General features: G+C 45.8%; 20 protein-coding genes. 15 read left to right on the forward strand and 5 right to left on the reverse strand.

All coding sequences use genetic code 11. The features are described from left to right. Nucleotides 1-100 precede the first annotated feature (100 nt). A complete protein-coding gene (locus AB4375_RS17145; protein WP_017069757.1) occupies nucleotides 101-1,540 on the reverse strand; it encodes a sucrose-specific PTS transporter subunit IIBC in 1,440 nt (479 codons plus the stop codon). 234 nt (nucleotides 1,541-1,774) lie between these two features. Between AB4375_RS17145 and AB4375_RS17150 the strand changes: the two genes are divergently transcribed. Next, on the forward strand, nucleotides 1,775-2,761 hold the full coding sequence (locus tag AB4375_RS17150; protein WP_017061622.1) for a LacI family DNA-binding transcriptional regulator: 987 nt from the start codon (nucleotides 1,775-1,777) through the stop codon (nucleotides 2,759-2,761). Nucleotides 2,762-2,895: 134 nt separating this feature from the next. Here AB4375_RS17150 and AB4375_RS17155 read toward each other — a convergent pair whose 3' ends face one another. The 3 genes from AB4375_RS17155 to AB4375_RS17165 form a co-directional block, all read right to left on the reverse strand. Then, nucleotides 2,896-4,269, reverse strand: coding sequence for a carbohydrate porin (locus AB4375_RS17155; protein WP_017069756.1), 1,374 nt, complete (start codon nucleotides 4,267-4,269; stop codon nucleotides 2,896-2,898). A 470-nt stretch (nucleotides 4,270-4,739) separates the two neighbouring features. Next, nucleotides 4,740-5,147 carry a hypothetical protein gene (locus tag AB4375_RS17160; protein WP_017054885.1) on the reverse strand — a complete coding sequence of 136 codons (408 nt, stop codon included), beginning with the start codon at nucleotides 5,145-5,147 and terminating at the stop codon, nucleotides 4,740-4,742. Between the two features lie 139 nt (nucleotides 5,148-5,286). After that, nucleotides 5,287-6,618 (reverse strand): ferric reductase-like transmembrane domain-containing protein, encoded by a 1,332-nt coding sequence (locus AB4375_RS17165; protein WP_017064979.1) that lies wholly within the window; start codon nucleotides 6,616-6,618, stop codon nucleotides 5,287-5,289. 233 nt (nucleotides 6,619-6,851) lie between these two features. Here AB4375_RS17165 and AB4375_RS17170 point away from each other — a divergent pair, with 233 nt between their 5' ends. The 5 genes from AB4375_RS17170 (at nucleotide 6,852) to AB4375_RS17190 (ending at nucleotide 9,508) form a co-directional block, all read left to right on the forward strand. Continuing rightward, nucleotides 6,852-7,541: a flavin reductase family protein gene (locus AB4375_RS17170; RefSeq protein WP_372052102.1), complete on the forward strand. Its 690-nt coding sequence runs from the start codon at nucleotides 6,852-6,854 to the stop codon at nucleotides 7,539-7,541. 120 nt (nucleotides 7,542-7,661) lie between these two features. Then, the gene (locus tag AB4375_RS17175; RefSeq protein ID WP_372052103.1) at nucleotides 7,662-8,453 is read left to right on the forward strand and encodes a CLCA_X family protein; all 792 of its coding nucleotides are present in this window, start codon (nucleotides 7,662-7,664) and stop codon (nucleotides 8,451-8,453) included. Nucleotides 8,454-8,639: 186 nt separating this feature from the next. After that, the gene (locus AB4375_RS17180) at nucleotides 8,640-8,897 is read left to right on the forward strand and encodes a type II toxin-antitoxin system Phd/YefM family antitoxin (protein WP_017061616.1); all 258 of its coding nucleotides are present in this window, start codon (nucleotides 8,640-8,642) and stop codon (nucleotides 8,895-8,897) included. Continuing rightward, nucleotides 8,887-9,153, forward strand: coding sequence for a Txe/YoeB family addiction module toxin (locus tag AB4375_RS17185; protein WP_017061615.1), 267 nt, complete (start codon nucleotides 8,887-8,889; stop codon nucleotides 9,151-9,153). The genes AB4375_RS17180 and AB4375_RS17185 overlap by 11 nt, the downstream gene beginning before the upstream one ends. Before the next feature lie 31 nt (nucleotides 9,154-9,184). Next, entirely contained in the window at nucleotides 9,185-9,508 is a 324-nt protein-coding gene (locus AB4375_RS17190) for a DUF4144 domain-containing protein (RefSeq protein ID WP_108194370.1), read from the forward strand. A 105-nt stretch (nucleotides 9,509-9,613) separates the two neighbouring features. Here the strand turns inward: AB4375_RS17190 and AB4375_RS17195 are convergent, their stop codons facing one another. Beyond that, nucleotides 9,614-10,942: an anaerobic C4-dicarboxylate transporter gene (locus AB4375_RS17195; protein ID WP_372052104.1), complete on the reverse strand. Its 1,329-nt coding sequence runs from the start codon at nucleotides 10,940-10,942 to the stop codon at nucleotides 9,614-9,616. 411 nt (nucleotides 10,943-11,353) lie between these two features. Here AB4375_RS17195 and AB4375_RS17200 point away from each other — a divergent pair, with 411 nt between their 5' ends. The 9 genes from AB4375_RS17200 to guaD all read left to right on the forward strand — a co-directional run bounded on the left by AB4375_RS17200 (nucleotide 11,354) and on the right by guaD (nucleotide 21,707). Beyond that, the gene (locus AB4375_RS17200; protein WP_076644829.1) at nucleotides 11,354-12,013 is read left to right on the forward strand and encodes an HAD family phosphatase; all 660 of its coding nucleotides are present in this window, start codon (nucleotides 11,354-11,356) and stop codon (nucleotides 12,011-12,013) included. Nucleotides 12,014-12,209: 196 nt separating this feature from the next. Then, nucleotides 12,210-12,836 carry an HD domain-containing protein gene (locus AB4375_RS17205; protein WP_372052106.1) on the forward strand — a complete coding sequence of 209 codons (627 nt, stop codon included), beginning with the start codon at nucleotides 12,210-12,212 and terminating at the stop codon, nucleotides 12,834-12,836. A 42-nt stretch (nucleotides 12,837-12,878) separates the two neighbouring features. Continuing rightward, complete coding sequence (locus tag AB4375_RS17210; RefSeq protein WP_372052107.1) at nucleotides 12,879-13,376, forward strand: GNAT family N-acetyltransferase; 498 nt, start codon at nucleotides 12,879-12,881, stop codon at nucleotides 13,374-13,376. A gap of 83 nt (nucleotides 13,377-13,459) precedes the next feature. After that, a complete protein-coding gene (locus AB4375_RS17215) occupies nucleotides 13,460-14,146 on the forward strand; it encodes a DNA-3-methyladenine glycosylase I (protein ID WP_372052108.1) in 687 nt (228 codons plus the stop codon). A 193-nt stretch (nucleotides 14,147-14,339) separates the two neighbouring features. Then, the gene (locus tag AB4375_RS17220; protein WP_017071662.1) at nucleotides 14,340-15,074 is read left to right on the forward strand and encodes a GntR family transcriptional regulator; all 735 of its coding nucleotides are present in this window, start codon (nucleotides 14,340-14,342) and stop codon (nucleotides 15,072-15,074) included. Nucleotides 15,075-15,541: 467 nt separating this feature from the next. Further along, nucleotides 15,542-16,987 carry a xanthine dehydrogenase small subunit gene (gene xdhA / locus AB4375_RS17225; RefSeq protein ID WP_137002185.1) on the forward strand — a complete coding sequence of 482 codons (1,446 nt, stop codon included), beginning with the start codon at nucleotides 15,542-15,544 and terminating at the stop codon, nucleotides 16,985-16,987. Continuing rightward, the gene (gene xdhB / locus AB4375_RS17230; protein ID WP_372052110.1) at nucleotides 16,980-19,385 is read left to right on the forward strand and encodes a xanthine dehydrogenase molybdopterin binding subunit; all 2,406 of its coding nucleotides are present in this window, start codon (nucleotides 16,980-16,982) and stop codon (nucleotides 19,383-19,385) included. The genes xdhA and xdhB overlap by 8 nt, the downstream gene beginning before the upstream one ends. A gap of 46 nt (nucleotides 19,386-19,431) precedes the next feature. Continuing rightward, nucleotides 19,432-20,313, forward strand: coding sequence for a xanthine dehydrogenase accessory protein XdhC (gene xdhC / locus AB4375_RS17235; protein WP_136982330.1), 882 nt, complete (start codon nucleotides 19,432-19,434; stop codon nucleotides 20,311-20,313). A gap of 59 nt (nucleotides 20,314-20,372) precedes the next feature. Beyond that, nucleotides 20,373-21,707, forward strand: coding sequence for a guanine deaminase (guaD, locus tag AB4375_RS17240; RefSeq protein ID WP_372052111.1), 1,335 nt, complete (start codon nucleotides 20,373-20,375; stop codon nucleotides 21,705-21,707). Nucleotides 21,708-21,775 lie beyond the last annotated feature (68 nt).

Below are 21,775 nucleotides of genomic sequence, written 5' to 3' on the forward strand. Positions count from 1 at the left end.
GTAAAAATATAAAAAGGCTAGCTAAGCCAAATCACCTAGCTAGCACCCCAAAGCTTAGGAAATGAAGTGAAAAGGGGGGCTTCACTTCTAGGGAGAAACGTTAAGCTGTTGCTTTAATGTTTTGCTTGCTGCGCTCGCGCAGACCTAAAACAACGGTCAGAGCAAAGGCAGTCACGAACGCGATAATCATACCTACCACGTAGTAGCCAATCTTTTCTGGTGATATTGAGATGATGCCAGGAATACCCGCCGCACCCAGTGCTTGTGCTTTCACATTGAACATCGTGATAAACGCGCTTGAAATCGCAGCGGCACAAACCGCAGCAATGAATGGATAGCGAAGCTTCAAGTTCACACCGAACATTGCAGGTTCAGTAATACCAAGCAAGCCAGTCACACCAGAAGGAATCGCGATACCTTTCATTTTCTTATCTTTACTCATGAAACCAACCGCCAGTGCCGCTGCACCTTGTGACACGTTAGACATCGCCGCGATAGGGAAGATGAACGTACCGCCAGTCGTTGCGATATCCGCAAGCAGCTGAGTTTCAATAGCAATAAAGCTATGGTGCATACCAGTAATAACAAACGGCGCATAAATCAAACCAAACACCGCACCGCCAATGAAGCTAGCACTGTTGTATAACCAATTTAGGCCGTCACCAAGCAGGAAGCCGATATCACGAGTAAATGGACCAACAATCGTGAATGTTAACAAACCAGTTATGAAAATCGCCAATAGCGGCGTTAGCAAGTTATCCAGAACCGAAGGAATAACTTTACGCAGCCCAAGCTCAACTTTCGCTAGAATAAACGCAGAAACAAGAACGGGTAGTACTGAACCTTGATAGCCTACTTTCTCGATTTCGAAACCTAAAATGTTCCAAACCGGAATGCTGCCCGACACTGATGCGCCACCGAAGCCCCAGCCGTTAAGCAAGTCTGGGTGAACCATCAACATACCTAAAGCCGCGCCAAGGTATGGGTTACCACCAAACTTCTTACTCGCTGAAAATGCTAATAAAATAGGTAAGTACACAAAAGGAGCATTAGCAAATGTATTGATCATGTTTGCTAAGTCGGTCAAACCCGGATTAGCGTCGATTAAAGATTTGCCATCAATGAATAAGCCTTGAGCCGTCAATAGGTTGTAGATACCCATCAACAAACCACCAGCAACAATCGCCGGAATGATTGGTACAAAAATATCAGACAGGCCTTTCACCGCGCGTTGCAGGATATTTTGGTTGTCAGCACCTGCAGACGCCACATCGTTGGTCGACATTTCCGTCATTTCAGTCAGCTTAGCCAACTCAGCATAAACTTGGTTTACGATGCCTGAGCCAAAGATGATCTGATATTGACCTGCCACTTTAAACTGGCCCTTAACCCCTTCTAGGTTATCAATCGCCTGTTCATCAATTTTATCTTGGTCTGCAACCGCAAGACGCAGACGAGTCGCGCAGTGTGCGAGTGCGGTGATATTACTTTTACCACCTAATAGAGAAAGCAGCTCTTTTGCTATTTTTGGATAATTCATTACATACCCCATTGGATTATCATTTGAGCTTTTGAATTTCCGGGAACGTTTGCAAAACAAATTTTTGCCTAGAAATAACAAATGATCAAAGATAACTGCTCAATAGTGTGAGAATGATCTTCAAATTATCTCCCTAGGATAAGAAGACAGGGTTAAAATCCCCTAATAACAGGTAAATTTGATGCTCTGTTTGCAAACAATCCCAAAACTAAAATTACAATTGGATAATGAATAATGGCTAGTCTTCATGATGTCGCTCGTCTCGCTGGAGTTTCCAAGTCGACGGTTTCAAGAGTAATCAATGATGAGTATGGCGTAAAAGACGCGACCAAGGTGAAGGTGCGTAAAGCAGTTGAAGAGTGTGGCTATCTCCCAAACCAAGTCGCTAAAGACTTAAAGTCCCAAAAAACCAACCTGGTTGGCGTGATTGTTCCTAGGGTTTCTTCCCATGCCACCTCTCAGGGTGTCGATGGTTTAACCGCCGTCTTAGAGCAAGCGGGCAAGCATGTATTATTAGCGAGCACACACCAAACACACCATAAAGAACTTGAATATATTCAGATATTTAACCAGAGGCGTGTTGAAGGTATCATCCTGTACGCGACCCACCTCGACAACCAATTAGTCAAAGCGATTCAAAGCTCTGCCGTACCCGTGGTATTGGTTGGTCAAGACGGGTCAATGTTTAACATCCCAAGCATTGTGCACGACGACACTCGCGTAGGGTTTGAAGCGGGTAATCGCCTCATAGCGAAAGCTTGTAAGCATATGGGATTCATCGGTGTGCAAGGTGATGATATTGCGGTTGATAAGATGAGATCGGAAGGCTTCGCTCAATCGCTTCAATTTAACGACCTCACACTGCAATTTCACGCCCGTGGCGACTTCACCATAGAATCAGGTTACCAACTGGCGAAGCAGTATCTCAAGGAGCACACCAAGCTCGACGGCCTATTCTGCGCCACTGACCGTATCGCAATCGGTGCGATCAGAGCCATTCAGGAAGCGGGGCTCGTTCCAGGAAAGGATATATTGGTGCTCGGTGTAGGTGACGATGAGCTCGCTTCAGTATGCACACCCACGCTGTCTACGTTTAACTATGCGTTTGATAAAGCGGGAGAAAATGGAGCCAAGCTGCTACTCGACCGTATTGAGAAAAAAGGCTTTGAAATGAGCAAGATGGTGTTGACCTTCACCACTATTGACCGAGAGTCTTGCTAGCGATTTATTTCAGAGATCAGGTTATCCCAAGATAAAAAATGCCAACCTTCGAGTTGAAACGATAAGGTTGGCATTTGGTGATGCGACTATCACATCATGAGTAACACTCTCTATCTAAACGATATATCAAGCAATTAGAACCAAGTTTCCATCTGCAGTGCAAACAGAACCTCGCCGCCCTCTCCCATCGTTGCAGCATCTGCTTCAGTGCTAATCGAGTAACCATTCAGGTCTTCACTCCAATCCACATAGCTCACAGCGAAACGCAGTTCAGGCCTATCAAAGAAACCAGTGCTAGTTGAAAGCTTCAGTGTTGGTGCAACTGTCGCTTTGTAGAAACCGCCGCTCGCTTGCTCTGTCGAGTTGTCTAAATCCATGTATTGCAATGAACCTTCGTAAACCATCTCAAAGTTCTCTGTGAACTCTTGAGCTAATCGAACGTTTAAAGAAGCCCATGTGAACTCGTCATTCTTCTTCAAACGGTCTTGGCTATGCTCTGCCATTAATGCAGGTGCTAAGCGCCAGTTGTCGCCAATGCGAGTGACACCGTAGCTAAACAGGCGAACGGCTTTCGCGTCATCCAGTAGATCACCATTTGAACCGATGCCTTTTAGCTCTGCACCTAGGCCACTACCCACTAACATACCCGTTTTTGAGAAGCCTTCGCTCAGACCAAAGAAGTTGTCTCCATGATACGCAAACATTGCGTGTACACCGCTTTCAGCTGCGCCATTTAGGCGGCTATCGTTGTCTGCTGAGGTCATACCGCTCAACATCACTTGCCATTGGCCAATGCGGTTATTCATGGTTGCAATGTAGTTTTCTACATCTGTTGACGAGCTATCAATCTCACCAAAATCTCGGCCATAAATAGAGAAATTCGCTTTCCAGTTGTCGCTCATCTGAACGTCATAAACGCCCGCACCAGTACCTGATAAGAAGACAATATCCGAATCGAAAAAGTGAATATCAAAGTTGTCGCGATCGAATCGTTTACCCGCCCAAAACGTTGCTTCAGAAAACGCTTCAGATTCAGAGAACATGCTCAGACGGTTCAGTTCTGAATACACTTGTCGCACATTCAACTGGCTTTCGCTGGCAGTCCACTCGTTATTTGTCTCAGTACTGTCGGCCAACATGATGCGAAACAAAGCACTAGAGCCATCGTCTGCAAATCGCTTATGAATCAAGTTCGCTTCAACGTAATGATCATCTTCAACACCAAGACGTCCAATTGGAGCTCCAATGGCACCCGCCGCTGTCATGTAAGGACCAGTACCTGTCGCGCCGTTTAGGTCGTCGTTGATCAATAACCCAGAACGAGCATAGCCGTGAAACTCAAACGAAGAAGCCTTTTCATTGGCCTCGGTAGAGACCTGCTCTGTTTGTGCAACCCTTTGTTCTAATTCATTAATACGTTGCTCTAATGCTGCAACGTCTTCACTTGCTAATACCGATGTAGTCATTAGCCCCATTGTTACAGCAACCGTTAAAATGTGTCGTTTCATTCTGATGTTCTCACGTTAATTGTTTTGGATTATTTGCAAACGTTCCCAAAACAATTCGTAAGCACATTTCGGCTTATACTTTTGATGTATAAGCTCTATATCGAAGAAGAAATAGAAATCAGTCGTGTTGATTACTTCACTTTTGTATCTGAGTGGATGATAGATCGATAATTTCGGGAACGTTACCGAAAATGCATAATTCTGATAACTTTGTCACAAGTGAAATTGATTAATGGGCGAAAAATAGTGTATCGCGCACATTAGATATCTCAGAAAAATAGAGAGAAAATCCAGTACGAGAATTAGGAAAGGCGCTAAAAAATGCAACAGGTTGGCTATAAAAATTAAAGCCTGAGAAGCGATTTTTCAGGCTTTAGAAAGGCGTTCATTGATAACAATAGGTCGTTTTTTGAAAAGTGTATGACATTAACTAACGTGACAGTTTATAGAAGAATAAAGCGTTTAAAAGACTACTTTCTCTTACCCTGCTCCACCAACTTTTCATTCCATGCCGTATTGCCGTCACGCTTAGAGACATCGTACTCCGCACAGAACTGAGATATGGTCATATTGTTATCGCCAGTGGCAAGCTTGAGAGCCAACTGAACTTGTTGAAGCTTGCTTTGCAGTCGCAAGATTTGACCAGCATTTGGGCTTTTCTCTTTGGCGTATTTTAAAGCCGCATGCTTACGTTCTGCCGCGCCCGCTCGGCGATCTGCTTCTGATAACAGATACTTGAGTTGAGCAACACTCTTGCCTTTCTTGAAGGCAGGATCAAGCAACTCAACGCATTCATCAAACGATGGATCGATAACGTATGGGTCAACTTTATGAGCTTGTTGGCGCATCCATTCGAGTGCGAGTTTTTCATCTGACATAATTACATCTTTACCAAAGAAACAGCCCTATATGGTATCGCTCAATAGCAAACCGCTGCAATAACAAATTGAGTGACTTTACGCCTTTTTACACTGTGCCGATTGACTAATTTAACAATCAAAGCTCCAATAGTTGGCTTTAACGCATCACAAACAGCTCTTCGTGGTAGTGCTTTTCAATATCAAATTGATAGGTGTCTAATTCTTTTTTCAGTGATGTAGAGAACAACTCCGGCCCGCAGAAATACATCTCGTACTCGTTGAGGTCGCCACATTGATTGACAATTCTTCCGGCATTTAGCCGCGGTGAGTGCAAGGTATCTATCACGGTCAACTTCACACCAACCGCGTGTGCTAGGTGCCACAACTCATCGATTAATTGCTTATCAACACCGCGAGTACAATAAAACAGTTGAATACGAGGATGATCTCGTTCTGTTTTGAGCGCTTCAAGTGTTGCAAAAAACGACGCTATCCCGACACCACCAGCAATCCAAATTTGTGGCTTGCTTAGGTCAAAATAAAGTCGACCATAGGGTCCTTCAACCGTAACCGCATCGCCCGCTTTCACTCGTTCATATAGGCCATTAGTAAAATCACCCAGCTCTTTGATCAAAAAGCGCAGCTCTGGATCATCACTGCCAGAAACAATGGTAAACGGATGCGGGTCTTCATTACCGAAACGCAAGTACGCAAACTGCCCAGCTTTGTGACCTTGCCAAGATGCCTCCGGTTTTAACACCAGCTCCATCACTTCAGCTTGTGGAAAATAGCGAGTCGAGATAATCGTCGCTGAGTGACGATTACGACGCCCAACCAAGCCCAACAAACTGTAAATCGCTGCGATAGACCCAGCCAAAGCAAATGCCACAGTTAGATAATAAATAGGTTCTCCCCAATACGCTCGTTTAAGCAGGATTACTGAGTGGAAAGCGATAAACAGGTACGCAACCGACATCAGACGGTGCGACAATTTAAACGGTTTGTACTTCACTGCCGCCCATAGTGACGCCACCAGTAAAATGAGCAACAAGTAGAAGCCCCACTCGCCAATACTCTGAGCAATACCGCGTAATTCATTGACCCATAACTCCCATCCAGTCAAAACAGCTTGCGGCCCTGAACCATCGTGTCGAACAGGCTTATCTAACACACCAGACACCACCAATGACTTAGGTATTTGGTACCACAACCAGTGTGTCACACCCAGTGCAACACCACCGATACCGAGCCATTTATGGACTCGATATGCTTTATCCATACCTTTCAGCCAATTCTCAACCATAGGCAAACGCATCGCCAAGATCATTGTGATGGACATTAACACCAGAGACAAAATACCTGAGTACTGAATCATGGCTGAGCGCCATTCAAAGACATCGCTTGAAGCGAATAATTGCGGTTCCATCGCAAACCAAAAGGCTGACATTGTGGCAATCATTGCCCAAATGATATTGCGGACTGTTTTCATTTGTTAACACTCATAAAGACGACATCATTACTTTAGCTCCTGTGATGTAAAGGGACGTCAACGTACGTAAATCTATGCAAAGGATCTCGTTCATTGTGCTGTAGCAGAGATAAAAGAGACAAACTGCCCACGGCCAATAAGCGCTCTTTGATCGATAAAAGCGGATTCTTCGTACATATAAGTCCGTTAGTGAGCATGCTCGAAGATAACAATAAATGAGAAGAAGAGAAGATATGAAGGATATGACCCTTTCTAAACAAGATATCCAAACAATGGACCCGCGCCACCGCATTCGTTTAGTTAATTCCCTATCTGGATTTAAAAGCGCCAACCTAATTGGCACTTGTGATAAACAGGGGTTTGAAAACCTTGCGATAGTAAGCTCTGTCATTCACCTAGGGTCTGATCCGGCGCTGCTTGGTTTTATTGTTCGCCCAGATAAAAGCCGCCGTCATACGCTAGAAAACATTCTAGAAACAAAGCACTTCACCGTTAACAGCATTGGTGCTGACTTTGTTAAAAAGGCCCATCAAACCTCGGCTCGCTACCCTAAACCAGTCTCAGAATTCAACGCGGTCGGCTTAACGGCCTATTATGACGACAAATTCCCCGCTCCCTTCGTCTTGGAGAGCAGTTTAAAGATAGGGTTAGCGTTCAAAGAACAGATAACAATCGAAAGCAATCAAACGCAAATGTTGATCGGTGAAGTTATAACGATTCACGCACCCAAACGCGCCGTGATGCCGGATGGCTACCTTGATTTAGAAGCGTTGGATTTGGTCACGGTATCAGGGCTTGATAGCTACCACGTAACTCAAAGACTGCACCGATTAAGCTATGCAAAACCACAACAGCCACTCTTTCCACTCACTCGTGAAGGTAACCCAACTTCATGGGAAGCTTTCGAACTCAATCTAAACTAATTTTGGTCGGCAATTTGCTATCAAAAGTGCTAACGTCCTTTAATTCCAAGAGATGCATCTCACACAGGCGCATCTCACTGAGCACACTATTCATTCTTACGTCTGTTTCCAAGGACCCTTTTGAAGTTAACTCACTTTAAATACAAAACGCGCGAAGGCCCAGACTACCGACATGGCGATCAGGTGTCATTCATGGACATCAAACAAACCTTCGGTATGGGCAGCATTCGTGTGGGTGCTTGGGTGACGAAAGAAGAAAAAGAGTTGGCCGCAAATCTGATATTCGATTCGCTAGCCGACTTGGCTTACATCTTGGCTTTGCCACCAGAAGCGATTGGCCTTCGCGGCACATTAGGCTTAGCGTTCGGCAGTGGCGGCAGAAAAGGCGTACAAGCACACTATGCCCCGAACCAACGAGAATTAGCCCTCGCGAAGAATGCCGGAGCTGGCGCGCTCGCTCACGAGTTTTGGCATGCATTTGACCACTATATCGCTGAGAAAGCGTTTGAAATCGGCGATACCTCTGGCCCTCGCAAGCAGATCCTGTTCGCCAGCGACTGTTGGTTGCACGATAGAACGGTGCGACCTCATCCATTAAACGAAAGTTTGATGTCTCTGTTTGATGCCACACTGCTTAGCGACAATAACTTGGACAAACACGATTATGTGGCTCGCAGTGTGATTGCCGACAAAGCGATGTCTGCCCGTTACTTCTCACTACCCACAGAGATGATGGCGCGGGCCTTTGAAGCTACGATTGAGTCTTGCTCAGATATCGAGAATTCTTACTTAGTCGATGGCACAACCAAGCCTGATATGTACCCCGTGTATCCTGATATGGCGCACCGAGAACAGATATACCAAGCCCTGCAAGGTTACTTCGCACCATTAGGCCGATCTTTGAGTAAATAGCATTTTGAGTCAGTAACTCTCTGCATATTTACAATGAATGACATGTACCATAAGTTGATCATGTGTAACCTCTGATATAACATGTACAACAAGCGGAACATGTAGAATAGTTAATTCATGAATAATTAACTATTCTGTGTATATAGAAAGATTAAACATATCCAAAAACAACAGGGTAAATGAGTGATGAATATTGTTTCTTTTACTGAGGCCAGAAATAGCCTTAAGTCTGTGCTCGATAGAGTGGTAGACGATTCTGATGTTACGGTAATAACCAGACGAGATTCAGAAGATGCAGTGGTCATGTCTCTTGATCATTTTAATTCAATGCAAGAAACCTTGTACCTAATGAGCTCGCCTAAAAACGCTGAAAGATTGGCTGAATCTATTGCTCAACTCGAAGCCGGAAATACAACCGTTCGAGAATTGAATAATGACGAATGATCGAAAGATTGTATTTACAGATAATGCTTGGGAAGATTACCTATACTGGCAAACCCAAGACAAGAAAACGCTCAAGAAACTAAATAAGTTGATTGAAGCCGCCAAAAGAACACCCTTTGAAGGGATTGGAAAGCCGGAGCCACTAGTCGGCAACCTGTCTAGCTTTTGGTCAAGACGAATCGATGACAAGAATCGATTAGTGTATAAAGCAGATGACGATAACTTTTATATAATTGCTTGTCGTCACCACTATTAAAAGCAGTAAGCAGCACATAGAAAGGGCAGTAATGATCAGTTGGCCATCTTTGGTAAAACTCGACGGTGATGATGAGCTTATTTACGTCGCGTCAGAACAAGATTTCCAGGTGGAATGCTCAGATATGATCTTGGGCGAAGATGATTACCTCATCGATTCAGTTGGCGACAGCTACTCGCTACAATCAAACTCAAACCAACTGGGTTTAGCTAAACGAGCTGAGCAGTATTCGGTTGAAAGCGTGACTAAACTGATTCGAAACCACGAGTTTCAAAAAGCTGAAGTGTGCCTGATGAAGATCCACTTCCTAACGATTGAAGAAGCAATTCAGTCGCTGGCTTTTGAGCCACGTTAATAGCTCTCCTGAAAGCTAATAAACGAAACCTGTTAAAACAAAACAGCGCCAATTTAGGCGCTGTTTTTGTTTGTTGTCTTAGCTATCTCAAAGAAAGCTAATACATTAAGCGATAAAAATCTGTGCCAGTGCGTAGCCTAAGCAACATGCGCCTACTACACCGATTAAACCAACCGACATGAATGAGTGGTTGAAGTACCACTTACCAATCTTGGTGGTGCCAGAGACATCGAAGTTCACCGTTGCGATATCTGATGGGTAGTTCGGGATGAAGAAGTAGCCGTAAACCGCTGGCATCAAGCCGATAAGCAGGGCTGGGTCTAGTCCTAATCCAAGCCCAACAGGCAGCATCATACGTGCAGTAGCGGCTTGCGAGTTCACCACAACCGATACAATGAATAGCGCTAGTGCAAACGTCCATGGGTAGTTGGTCACCATTTCCACGATGCCAGACTTGAACTGAGGCATTGCGTATTGGAAGTAGGTATCCGACATCCAAGCGATACCGAAGATAGCAATCGCCGCCACCATACCCGATTTGAATACCACGCCGTTTGGCACATCACGTGGGTCAGTTTTGGTCGCCAGCAAGATGATACCGCCGAAGCAGAGCATCATCATTTGGATGATCACCGACATCTTGATTGGCTTGTCTCCGTCAACGATGGTTCTGATTTCAGGCACCATCGCCACGATAACAATCACGACAATTGAAAGTAGGAAAATCAATACCGCATTACGAGCCGAAGTTGGCAGTACTTCATCCAAAGAGGTCGCTGTAGTGCTTTCAATGCGCTTTTTCCACTCAGGATCTTTTAGACGAGCTTGGTATTCAGGATCGTCGTTCAGTTCTTTACCACGTTTCAAGCTATACAGAGAAAGCAAAAGTGTGCCGAACAAGGTTGCAGGAACCGTCACCATCAGAATAGAAAGCAGAGTAATAGAGTGTTGGATATCAGAAAGTTGCGCGAGGTAATAGACCACAGCAGCAGAAATTGGTGATGCCGTGATAGCTAGCTGAGACGCAACAGACGCAGCCGCCATTGGGCGCTCAGGACGAATACCATTCTTCAACGCAACATCGCCGATGATTGGTATAATTGAGTAAACCGCGTGGCCAGTACCCAATAAGAAAGTCATCGAGTAAGTCACGAACGGAGCTATCAGGGTAACGCGTTTCGGGTTCTTTCTAAGCACCCTTTCCGCCACTTGCAGCATGTATTTCAAACCACCTGCCGCTTCGAGAATCGAAGCACAAGTAACAACGGCGAGGATGATCAGCATCACGGTGACAGGTGGAGACGTTGGTGGCATCTTGAAGACAAACACCTCGATAACCAAACCAATACCAGAAACAACACCTAAGCCGATACCGCCATACCGAGACCCGATATAAAGTACGACTAATAAAAATAGAAACTCAAAATACAACATAAGCAACCTTGCTAAAAATGTGGACTAATTATATTTTGTCCTTTAGTTCAGCCTTTTACTTATTACTTGGTCACACTATGATTGCAGGCTTCCGTTAATTGTTTTTTATAAGATTATGGTCACGCTAAACGACCTGTAAGTTTATGAATTGTAATAGGAAGCTAGGCACTCAACCTAGATTTGTTATGTATGATAGCCATTATTGTGTCTGTTAGAACCGCATGACCTATCAAACATCAGACTCATAACTGAACGATATTATTCCAACGCAAGTTAATCAGGTTTCGCCTCATCTAGAAGCATATTACCGAGACAATTCGTCATATTCTTGCTGAACACTGACTCGCCTATCTCCAGGCACTATGTCAAAATACTCGCCCTCACGACGACAACACAGAAAGAACCACGGATATGAATTTTCAAGCTGCTATTTTTGATATGGATGGACTGCTGCTCGACACCGAGCGACTTTGTATGCAGGTTTTTGAAGAAGCATGTCACGCGCAAGGCGTTCCGTTTTTGCAGGATGTTTACCTAGGCATCATTGGCTGTAACGCAAAAACCATCGAACAGATTTTTAGAAATGGCTACGGTGAAGGGCTAGATTACCCAGCGCTGAACAACGAATGGCGCACACGCTACAGTGCGATTGTTAAGCACCAAGCTATCCCAGTAAAAGACGGCGTGATTGAGCTTCTTGAGTGGCTGAAATCAAACGACATTCCAATCGCGGTGGCGACCTCGACTCAGCTTGATATCGCTAAAAAGAAGCTTGAGCTGGCTGGCCTAGATTCTTACTTCACCTCACTAAGCACAGGCTGTGAAGTCACCAATGGTAAGCCTCACCCCGAGATCTACCTGTTAGCGGCAGAACGCCTAGGTGTTGCCCCTGAAGCCTGCCTAGCGTTTGAAGACTCAAACAACGGTATTCGCGCATCAATGGCAGCCAACATGATCAGCTTCCAGATCCCTGATTTGGTTGAGCCTTGCGAAGAAGTAAAAGCGCTTGGACACACCATCAGCCCTTCTTTGCATCATGTGTTAGCAAAACTTCAACAAGCTGCAGCTTAGGCTCTTATTACCGTTGATAACGCTTTAATCAACACAGAATAACCTTTCTATTAAGCCGACTCACAGAGTCGGTTTTTTTGTGGGTATTCCTTTTATAAAAGATAAAAAATCACGCTAGAAACTGTTACAGTCGATGTGAAACTGATGCTAAGTGACAAGCAACATTGATAACGTCTAGAAAGGGAGAAAGAGACACGTGATTGAGAAAATTGAAAGCCAACTGCTTGATTTTGCACAGCAAGAGATGACACAAGATGCCGCGCACGATATCAGCCATATTAAGCGCGTAGTCAAAACCGCCAAGGCTTTATGTACTCAAGAACAAGCTAAGCTTGAAGTCGTGTTACCCGCCGCGTATCTTCATGATTGCTTCACCTTTCCTAAGAACCACCCAGACAGAGCCCAAAGCTCGCAAATGGCAGCAGATAAGGCGATCTCTTTCCTCAAATCTATCGACTACCCCGCGTCCTATCTTGATGAGATCCATCATGCCATTGTCACGCACAGCTACAGTGCCAACATCACACCTGAAACCTTAGAAGCTCAGATCGTCCAAGATGCCGATCGCCTTGATTCTCTCGGTGCAATTGGTATCGCTCGCTGTTTGTATGTGGGTCAGAGCTTTAACGCCGAGCTGTATAACCACGAAGACCCGTTCGCTGAACATCGTGACTTGGATGACAAGCATTACAGCGTCGACCACTTCTACGTGAAGCTGTTTAAGCTAGCAGAAACCATGAATACAGAATCAGCCAAGTTAGAAGCCAACAAGCGCACCGATTACATGCGTGGCTTTCTTGAGCAGTTGGGCACGGAAGTTTAGCGGTTTAGAAAAAGAGACACGCGATAAGGAAGAGACAAGGATATGGAAATAAACCGCTTTAAAGCCTCCGATGCCAATGAGATCGTCACTTGGTTCACATCACTCGAAGACTATGTACTGTGGGGCGGACGAACCTTTGGTTGGCCGTTAGAAGCCGCCTCCATCATTGAACGTTCTCAAGAGCCCCATGTCGAGCTTTACACATTCTCCACATCTAGCACTAACTCGAATGCTAATGACTTGCTCGGTTTTATGGAGTTTCAACGTATGTCAGACAGTGAACTTCGATTCTGCCGAGTGGCCATTCACCCAAGTCAGCGTGGTAAAGGGTTTGGGCAGTCCATGATAGAAAGTGCATTAGAAGCCGCAAAACAGATCCCTGATGTCACCACCATCAGCTTAGCGGTATTCCAACAGAATCACGGTGCGAAACGTTGCTACGACAAAGCGGGCTTTCAAGTGGTAGACAAAGAACCAAAATTCAAAGAATTCAATGGCAATACCTGGCCTCTATATCAAATGGAATTAAAGCTTAGCTAGTTCGTTTTAATTACTAGATTTGACCCCATATCATTAAGCATTGGCTACATACTCAAGATACACAGATGTAATTTGGAACCTTCATGACCCAAGAAAAATTCGATACTATTTACCAACGTGCAGCTCACCGCAAAGGCGGAGCGGCCGAACTCGAAAAAATTATTCGTGCGCCCCTTTCACAAGCCGAGCTATCACAAATCACCGACGATCGTTGGCTAGCCGCCTTTACTGAAAAAGTATTCCAGTGTGGTATTTCATGGAATGTAGTGAGGAAGAAATGGCCGCAATTTGAAGAAGTGTTCTTTGAATTCAATATCGAAAAAATGCTGATGCTGCCGAATGAAATGTGGGAACAAAAAGCGCAAGACCCGCGCATTATTCGCCACCTCACTAAGGTGATGACCATCCCTGCCAATGCCACCATGATCCACAATGCTAAGCGTGAGGCGGATTCCTTCTCACAAATGGTTGCCGACTGGCCATCAGAACGTATCACTGAACTTTGGGATTATCTGAAGAAACACGGCAAGCGATTAGGCGGTAACACTGGTGCCTACACTCTGCGCCAAATGGGTAAAGATACCTTCATCTTGTCATCAGATGTTGAAGCACACCTGCGCAGCACAAACGTGGTTGATAGCGGTCGTAACACCAAACGAGCACAAGTCGCGGCAAGTAAGGCTTTCAACGAGTGGCAGCAGCAATCAGGTCGTACCCTGAGCGAAATAAGCCAGATCGTCGCCTACAGCTGTGGCGATAATCGCGTCTAGTTCAATAAGAATGACTTAAAGCTTTAGAACGCACGCAGTTCACTGCAAACTAAATGTTATAAGTCATTAACAAATAAGCGTGCATCGCACTTTCATCCGGTGGCATTGTATAGATAAATGTATACAATATAGAGTAACACTCATGAATTATTCTCGACCAACCCAACTCGACTAAACAAGGGCCCTTATCTCTATGACAGCTCTCAAAAATTCTGTCTCCAAAGGTGTAAAAACAAAAGTAACAGGCCAGACTCAAGACGATGTTGTTTACTGCCATATCTTCGACGCGATACTAGAACAAAGGCTGCCACCAGCCACCAAATTAAGCGAAGAAGCGTTAGCAGAAATCTTTAGCGTTAGCCGCACCATTATCCGCCGTGCCTTACTGCGTCTTTCTTTAGAACAAGTTGTGGTGATCCGTCCTAACCGAGGAGCCGTGATTGCTGCGCCAACGGTTGACGAAGCCAAACAAATCTTTAAAGCACGTGAAGTGATGGAAATTGCTATCACTGAGCTGGCGGTGAAAAACGCAACCAAAGCTCAAATAGAAGAATGCAGAAAATTAGTCGCGAAAGAGAACTGTGCTTTCGACCAAGGCGATTACGGCTCTGGCCTACGTTTGTCTGGTGAGTTCCACATCAAATTGGCTGAAATGGCAGAGAACGCGCCACTGCTGGCTTTCCAACGCAGCTTGGTATCGCAAACTTCACTGCTGATCGCTCAGTACGAAACGGGCAACCACTCGAACTGTTCTCTAGACGAACACTCAGGCTTACTGGATGCGATAGAGTCAGGCAATGAACAACAAGCCGTAGAGTTGATGCAAGAACACCTAAGCCATATTCGCTCCAAGCTCAACCTAGACAGCAGCACAGCTTCTAGTGATCTGCATGTCGTGTTCTCAGATCTGCTTAAGAGTAAGTCATAGACGATTCAACAAACGATTGATAACCATCTGTTAACAGCTTTTTGTTAACAGCTTTTCGTTAACAAAATTGGAGAGAAGTAAGCCCCTGCGTTTGCTTCTCTTTTTTATGCCCTCTCACCTAAAAATAAAGACGACGATCGGCTCACATCCATCTAAAACACTGTCTATTCTAGCCTCAACAACGATCTTAGCCTCTACAGAATCACTCCCAACAGTGCCATAAATCTTGTCTTTATCTTGTATACATAGCTATCCATTCATTCACACCATAAAACTGTTCAATCTCAATCCAAACCCTTATAAAACAGACGACTATGACCAAAATTAAATTGTATACAATTCACGACAAGCCATCTTTGTTGCATTTTTGTAAATAAATAGTTGACCACAGGGTCAGGATGGATAATTATTGACCTAGAAGTCAAAAAGAATACACATGGAAATATGTCGATTTACAAGGAGGTCTCTTGATTACTTTTTTGCTCAATCAGGAAATAAGACGCGAAGATAATCTGTCGCCAAATATGACAGTGCTCAACTACCTTCGTACCAAGATAAATAAGACGGGTACAAAAGAAGGTTGTGGGTCGGGCGACTGTGGCGCATGTACGGTAGTTCTGGGTGAAGTGGTTGATGGACAACTGCAATACCGCTCGGTGAACTCTTGCCTTACGTTCGTTTCAGCGCTGCATGGCAAGCAACTGATCACAGTAGAAGATCTGCAAAATCGAGATCGCTCATTGCACCCAGTGCAAAAAGCGGTGGTTGATTTTCACGGTTCACAGTGTGGTTACTGCACGCCGGGCTTCATCATGTCGATGTTTGCGCTAGGCAAAAACAAACCCGATGCGAGCAAAGAAGACGTCATGGAATCACTGGCGGGTAACCTATGTCGTTGTACAGGCTACCGACCAATTGTTGATGCTGCGATGTCACTTTCAACAGACCAACCTTTGATCGACCAATTTGCTGAACTTGAACGCAACACCATCAAGAAGCTAGAAAGCATTCAAGACACTGAGGCCAACTTACGCCTTGGTCACCTCACCGCTTTTTCCCCAAAAAGCACCGATGAGTTGGCCAAGCTTTTTCAAGCCCACCCGAACGCTAAGCTGGTTGCTGGCGGTACGGATTTAGCGCTGGAAGTGACGCAATTCCATCGTGAGATTGAAACACTGATCAGCGTGAACCTTGTTGAAGACATGAAGGTATGTGAAGAGACCGACACCGATCTAATCATTGGTGCCAACCTGCCTATCAGTGATTCTTACTCACTATTGAAAAAACACTACCCAGATTTTGGTGAACTGCTGCATCGCTTTGCTTCACTGCAAGTGCGTAACCAAGGCACCATCGGCGGTAATGTAGCGAATGCTTCGCCTATCGGTGACACCCCTCCTCTGCTGATTGCCCTTAACGCAAAGATCAAACTTCGTTGCGGTGACGAGTCACGCACCATGCCGATTGAAGATTACTTCATCAGCTACAAAGTGACGGCGCAAAAAGAGAGTGAGTTCATTGAACAGATCATCATTCCTAAGCCAACTAACGACAGCTTCCGAGCTTACAAACTGTCTAAACGTTTAGACGATGACATCTCTGCAGTATGTGGTGCGTTCGATATTCAAATTGAAGATGGCAAGGTAACACACGCTCGTATCGCCTTTGGTGGTATGGCTGCAACGCCTAAGCGCGCAACCCGTTGTGAAAATACGTTATTAGGCAAACCATGGACAGACGCTAATATTAAGTTAGCGATGCAGGAACTGTATAACGACTTTGAGCCGCTCTCTGATTTCCGTGCAAGCCAAGAATACCGTTCATTGTCGGCAGCAAATATGTTGCGCCGTTACTTCATTGAACAGCAGAACAAAAACAACCAAATCGAAACAAGGGTAACGTCTTATGTCTAAATCAAATTCCTCTGTTCACAAGAGCAATGCGATGACCCACGAAGAGATGGTTACCATTGCAAAACAAGACCTAAAAACTGGCGTAGGTAAAAGCGTTAAACACGACAGTGCAGCCAAGCAAGTAACGGGCGAAGCGGTATACATTGATGACCGCCTAGAGTTCCCAAATCAGCTGCACGTATACGCACGCCTGAGCACTCAAGCACACGCCAACATCACCAAGATAGATTTATCACCGTGTTACGAATTCGAAGGTGTGGCAATAGCCATTCAGGCCAAAGACGTACCAGGTGAATTGGATATTGGTGCCATCCTTCCAGGTGACCCACTGCTTGCAGACGGCAAAGTTGAATACTACGGCCAACCGGTGATTGCTGTAGCAGCGAACGATTTAGAGACTGCACGCAAAGCTGCACACGCAGCCGTTATTGAATACGAAGAGTTACCTGCCATTCTTGATGTGAAAGAAGCGCTAGCAAAAGAGCACTTCGTCACAGAAAGCCACACTCAACAGCGTGGTGACTCGAAAGCCGCACTGGCAAAAGCGAAACACGTGATCTCTGGTGACCTAGAGATCGGCGGCCAAGAGCACTTCTACCTAGAAACTCAAATCAGTAGCGTGATGCCAACCGAAGACGGCGGCATGATCGTGTACACCTCGACTCAAAACCCGACCGAAGTTCAAAAACTGGTTGCGGAAGTGATTGGTGTACCGATGCACAAAGTCGTGATTGATATGCGTCGTATGGGTGGTGGTTTCGGTGGTAAAGAGACCCAAGCGGCCTCTCCAGCATGTATGGCTGCGGTTATTGCTCACCTTACAGGTCGACCTACAAAAATGCGTTTGCTGCGCAATGAAGACATGCAGCAAACTGGTAAACGCCACCCGTTCTACAATCAATATACGGTCGGTTTTGACGACAATGGTGTGATTCAAGGTGCCGATATTACCGTTGCAGGTAACTGTGGCTACTCGCCAGACTTATCAAGTTCTATTGTCGACCGCGCGATGTTCCACTCAGACAACGCTTATTATCTAGGCGATGCAACTGTGGTCGGTCATCGATGCAAAACCAATACCGCATCGAACACCGCATACCGTGGCTTTGGTGGCCCGCAAGGCATGATGACCATTGAACACATCATGGACGAGATTGCGCGTTACCTGAAAAAAGATCCTTTGGAAGTACGTAAGGCGAACTACTACGGCGAAGAAGGCCGTAACGTGACCCATTACTACCAAACCGTTGAAGACAACTTTTTACCTGAGATAACCGAACAGCTTGAACGCAGCAGTGACTATCACGCACGTCGTAAAGAAATCGCTGAGTTCAACAAGCAAAGCCCTATCTTGAAGAAAGGCCTTGCGATCACACCAGTGAAATTCGGCATCTCGTTTACTGCGACTTTCTTGAACCAAGCAGGTGCGCTCATCCATATCTACACCGATGGCAGTATTCATTTGAATCACGGTGGTACGGAAATGGGGCAAGGCTTGAACATCAAAGTGGCGCAAATCGTTGCACAGGAGTTCCAAGTCGATGTCGAACGTATCCAGATCACCGCTACAAACACAGACAAAGTTCCGAACACATCACCAACCGCAGCCTCATCGGGCGCCGACCTCAACGGTAAGGCCGCGCAAAACGCCGCAATAACCATTAAGCAGCGCCTGATCGACTTCGCTTCTTCGCACTTCAAAGTGTGGCCTGAAGAAGTGGTGTTTAAAAACGGCATGGTGCAGATCCGCGATGAGATCATGACCTTCAACTCATTTGTTGAACTGGCTTGGTTCAACCAAATCTCGCTATCAAGCACTGGCTTCTATCGCACTCCGAAGATCTATTACGATCACGAGAAGGCGCGTGGTCGTCCGTTCTACTACTACGCCTATGGTGCTTCTTGTTCAGAAGTCATCATCGATACCCTGACTGGCGAGAACAAGATTCTGCGTGTCGATATTCTGCATGACGTAGGCGCTTCATTGAACCCGGCGATTGATATCGGCCAAGTCGAAGGTGGCTTTGTACAAGGTGTCGGTTGGTTAACAACGGAAGAGTTGGTGTGGAACCAGCAAGGCCGCTTAATGACCAACGGCCCTGCAAGCTACAAAATCCCTGCGATTGCTGATATGCCAATTGATTTCAGAACGCACCTTTTGGAAAACCGCAGCAACCCAGAAGACACAGTATTCAACTCGAAAGCCGTGGGTGAGCCACCTTTCATGTTGGGTATGTCGGTATGGAGTGCATTGAAAGATGCGATTAGCTACGTGGCCGTTGATGGAGCGATTCCTAAGCTCAACACACCAGCAACGCCAGAGCGTATTTTGATGGCGATTCAGGAAGTCACTGAAACGGCTCCGACTTCGGTCGATGCTCAATCAGAAACGGCTTAGAGCGTAATGAACAGCTAGGAAGCACAGAAGGGATTTAGGAGGACGTATGTTTAAGGATAATTGGATTCACGAACTGGCAAAACTGGAAGAGAACTACGAACCATGTGTGATGGTGACAGTACTTGAAGACAGAGGCTCAGTGCCGCGTGATGCGGGTACCAAGATGCTTGTCACTCGTGACCGAATCATCGCTACGATTGGTGGTGGTCACCTTGAACATGTGGCCACTAAAATGGCGCGCGAGATGCTGATTGCCAGCGAAAAATCGCTCAAAGTGGAACGCTTCAACCTAGGCGCTCGTCTAGGCCAATGTTGTGGCGGAATGGCGACGTTAAGCTTTGAACCAATTGGCACTCAGCAGAATCACCTTGTGCTGTTTGGCGCTGGGCACGTTGCCAAAGCGCTGCTGCACATTGTCGCGACTCTGCCCTTCCGTGTGACCTGGATTGATGAACGTGAAGAAGTGTTCCCTGAAACGCTGCCACACGGTGTTAAAAAGCTTGTCTCAGACGACCCAGTCGGTGAAGTGAAACACATGCAACCAAACAGTTATTACCTTGTGATGACCCACAACCACCAGCTCGATTTTGACCTAACCAAAGCCATTATTGACCGTGAAGACAGCCGTTACTTTGGCATGATCGGCTCGCTTACCAAGCGTAAGAAGTTCGACTTCCGCTTAGAGCAGCGCGGCTACAGCCAAGAACAAATCGAAACCATGCTTTGCCCGATTGGCATTAGCGCCGTGAATGGCAAACATCCTGCCGAAATTGCGGTATCGGTTGCGGGTGAACTGATCGCACACTATCAAGGCCAAGCGCTTGAACAAAAGCGCCCAACCAAACAATATCGAAATCAGGGTTTGACCGATCAACACAGTCAACCAAGCGACGTAGGCGAACCACCATTGGAAGAGAAGATCGCCTAACACAAGTCGCAAAGCTTCAGTGGCCATAACGTCGCTGAAGTCATTAAAAGGAAGTAAACATGACAACGCAACGCAAAGCTTATCGCGCCAGTATTTTACACAGCGTCGCCGACCCAAAAGACGTCGGCATCGATGAGTCTTACGACTATTTTGAAGACGGTGTTTTAGTGGTTGAGAACGGCCATGTCGTCGACTTGGGCCATGTCGACGAGGTATTGGCTCGCCAACCTAAAACACTCGAAGTCAAAGAATACAAAGACAAGCTGATCACCTCTGGCTTTATTGATACGCACATCCACTACCCTCAAACAGGGATGATCGCGTCTTACGGTGAGCAACTTCTTGATTGGTTAGAGAACTACACCTTCCCAGAAGAAAAGCGCTTCAAAAACCCAGTCTACGCACACAAAGTGGCGAAGCTATTCCTAGACGAACTAGCAAGCAACGGCACCACCACTGCACTCGTATTTGGCACGGTACACAAAGAGTCGGTTAACGTATTCTTTGAAGAAGCCGAGAAGCGTAACCTACGTATGATCGCGGGTAAGGTTCTGATGGATCGCAACGCGCCTGATTACCTCACCGACACACCAGAATCTGGCTATGCAGACTCAAAAGAGTTAATCGAAAAGTGGCACAAGCGTGGTCGTTTGCACTATGCCGTAACGCCTCGCTTCGCGCCAACCAGTACACCAGAACAATTGGCTACCGTTGGTAAATTGCTAGAAGAGTACCCAGATGTGTATATGCACACGCACCTTTCTGAAAACGAGAAAGAGATTGAATGGGTAAAAGAACTGTTCCCAGAGCGCGACAGCTATTTGGATGTGTATGACCACTATGGCCTACTGCACAAACGTTCGGTTTTCGCCCATGGCATTCACTTGTCTGATTGCGAATGTAAGCGCCTAGCCGACACGGAATCTGCCATTGCTTTCTGCCCGACCTCTAACCTGTTCTTAGGCTCAGGTTTATTCCGATTACCAGAAATGGAAGAGCACGGCATTCGTGTTGGTATGGGGACTGATGTCGGCGCAGGCACTAGCTTCTCAATCCTACAAACCATGAGTGAAGCCTATAAGATCATGCAGCTTCAACATAAGAAATTGCACCCAGCTAAGTCGCTATTCTTAGCCACATTAGGTGGTGCACGTTCACTGCATTTAGAAGACAAGATTGGCAACTTGGAAGTAGGAAAAGAAGCCGATTTCGTGGTGTTGGACTTACACGCCACACAATTGATGCGCTTTAGAATGGAACAAGCGACCAAGCTTGAAGAGAAGCTATTTGTATTGATGAGCCTGGGTGACGACAGAACCGTCAGCGAGACTTACATCTACGGCGAGAAAGCCTACGATGTGAATTTCAAAGATTATCAAAAGCTCGTTAGCTAGACTGAAAACCGAGTAACAATCGCTAGACAGCGACAGCCGTCGTTAATTAAAAATCCGTCCAGATTTAT

It is taken from the genome of Vibrio sp. 10N.261.51.C6 (genome assembly GCF_041471785.1).
Taxonomy (GTDB): Bacteria; Pseudomonadota; Gammaproteobacteria; order Enterobacterales; family Vibrionaceae; genus Vibrio; species Vibrio crassostreae_C.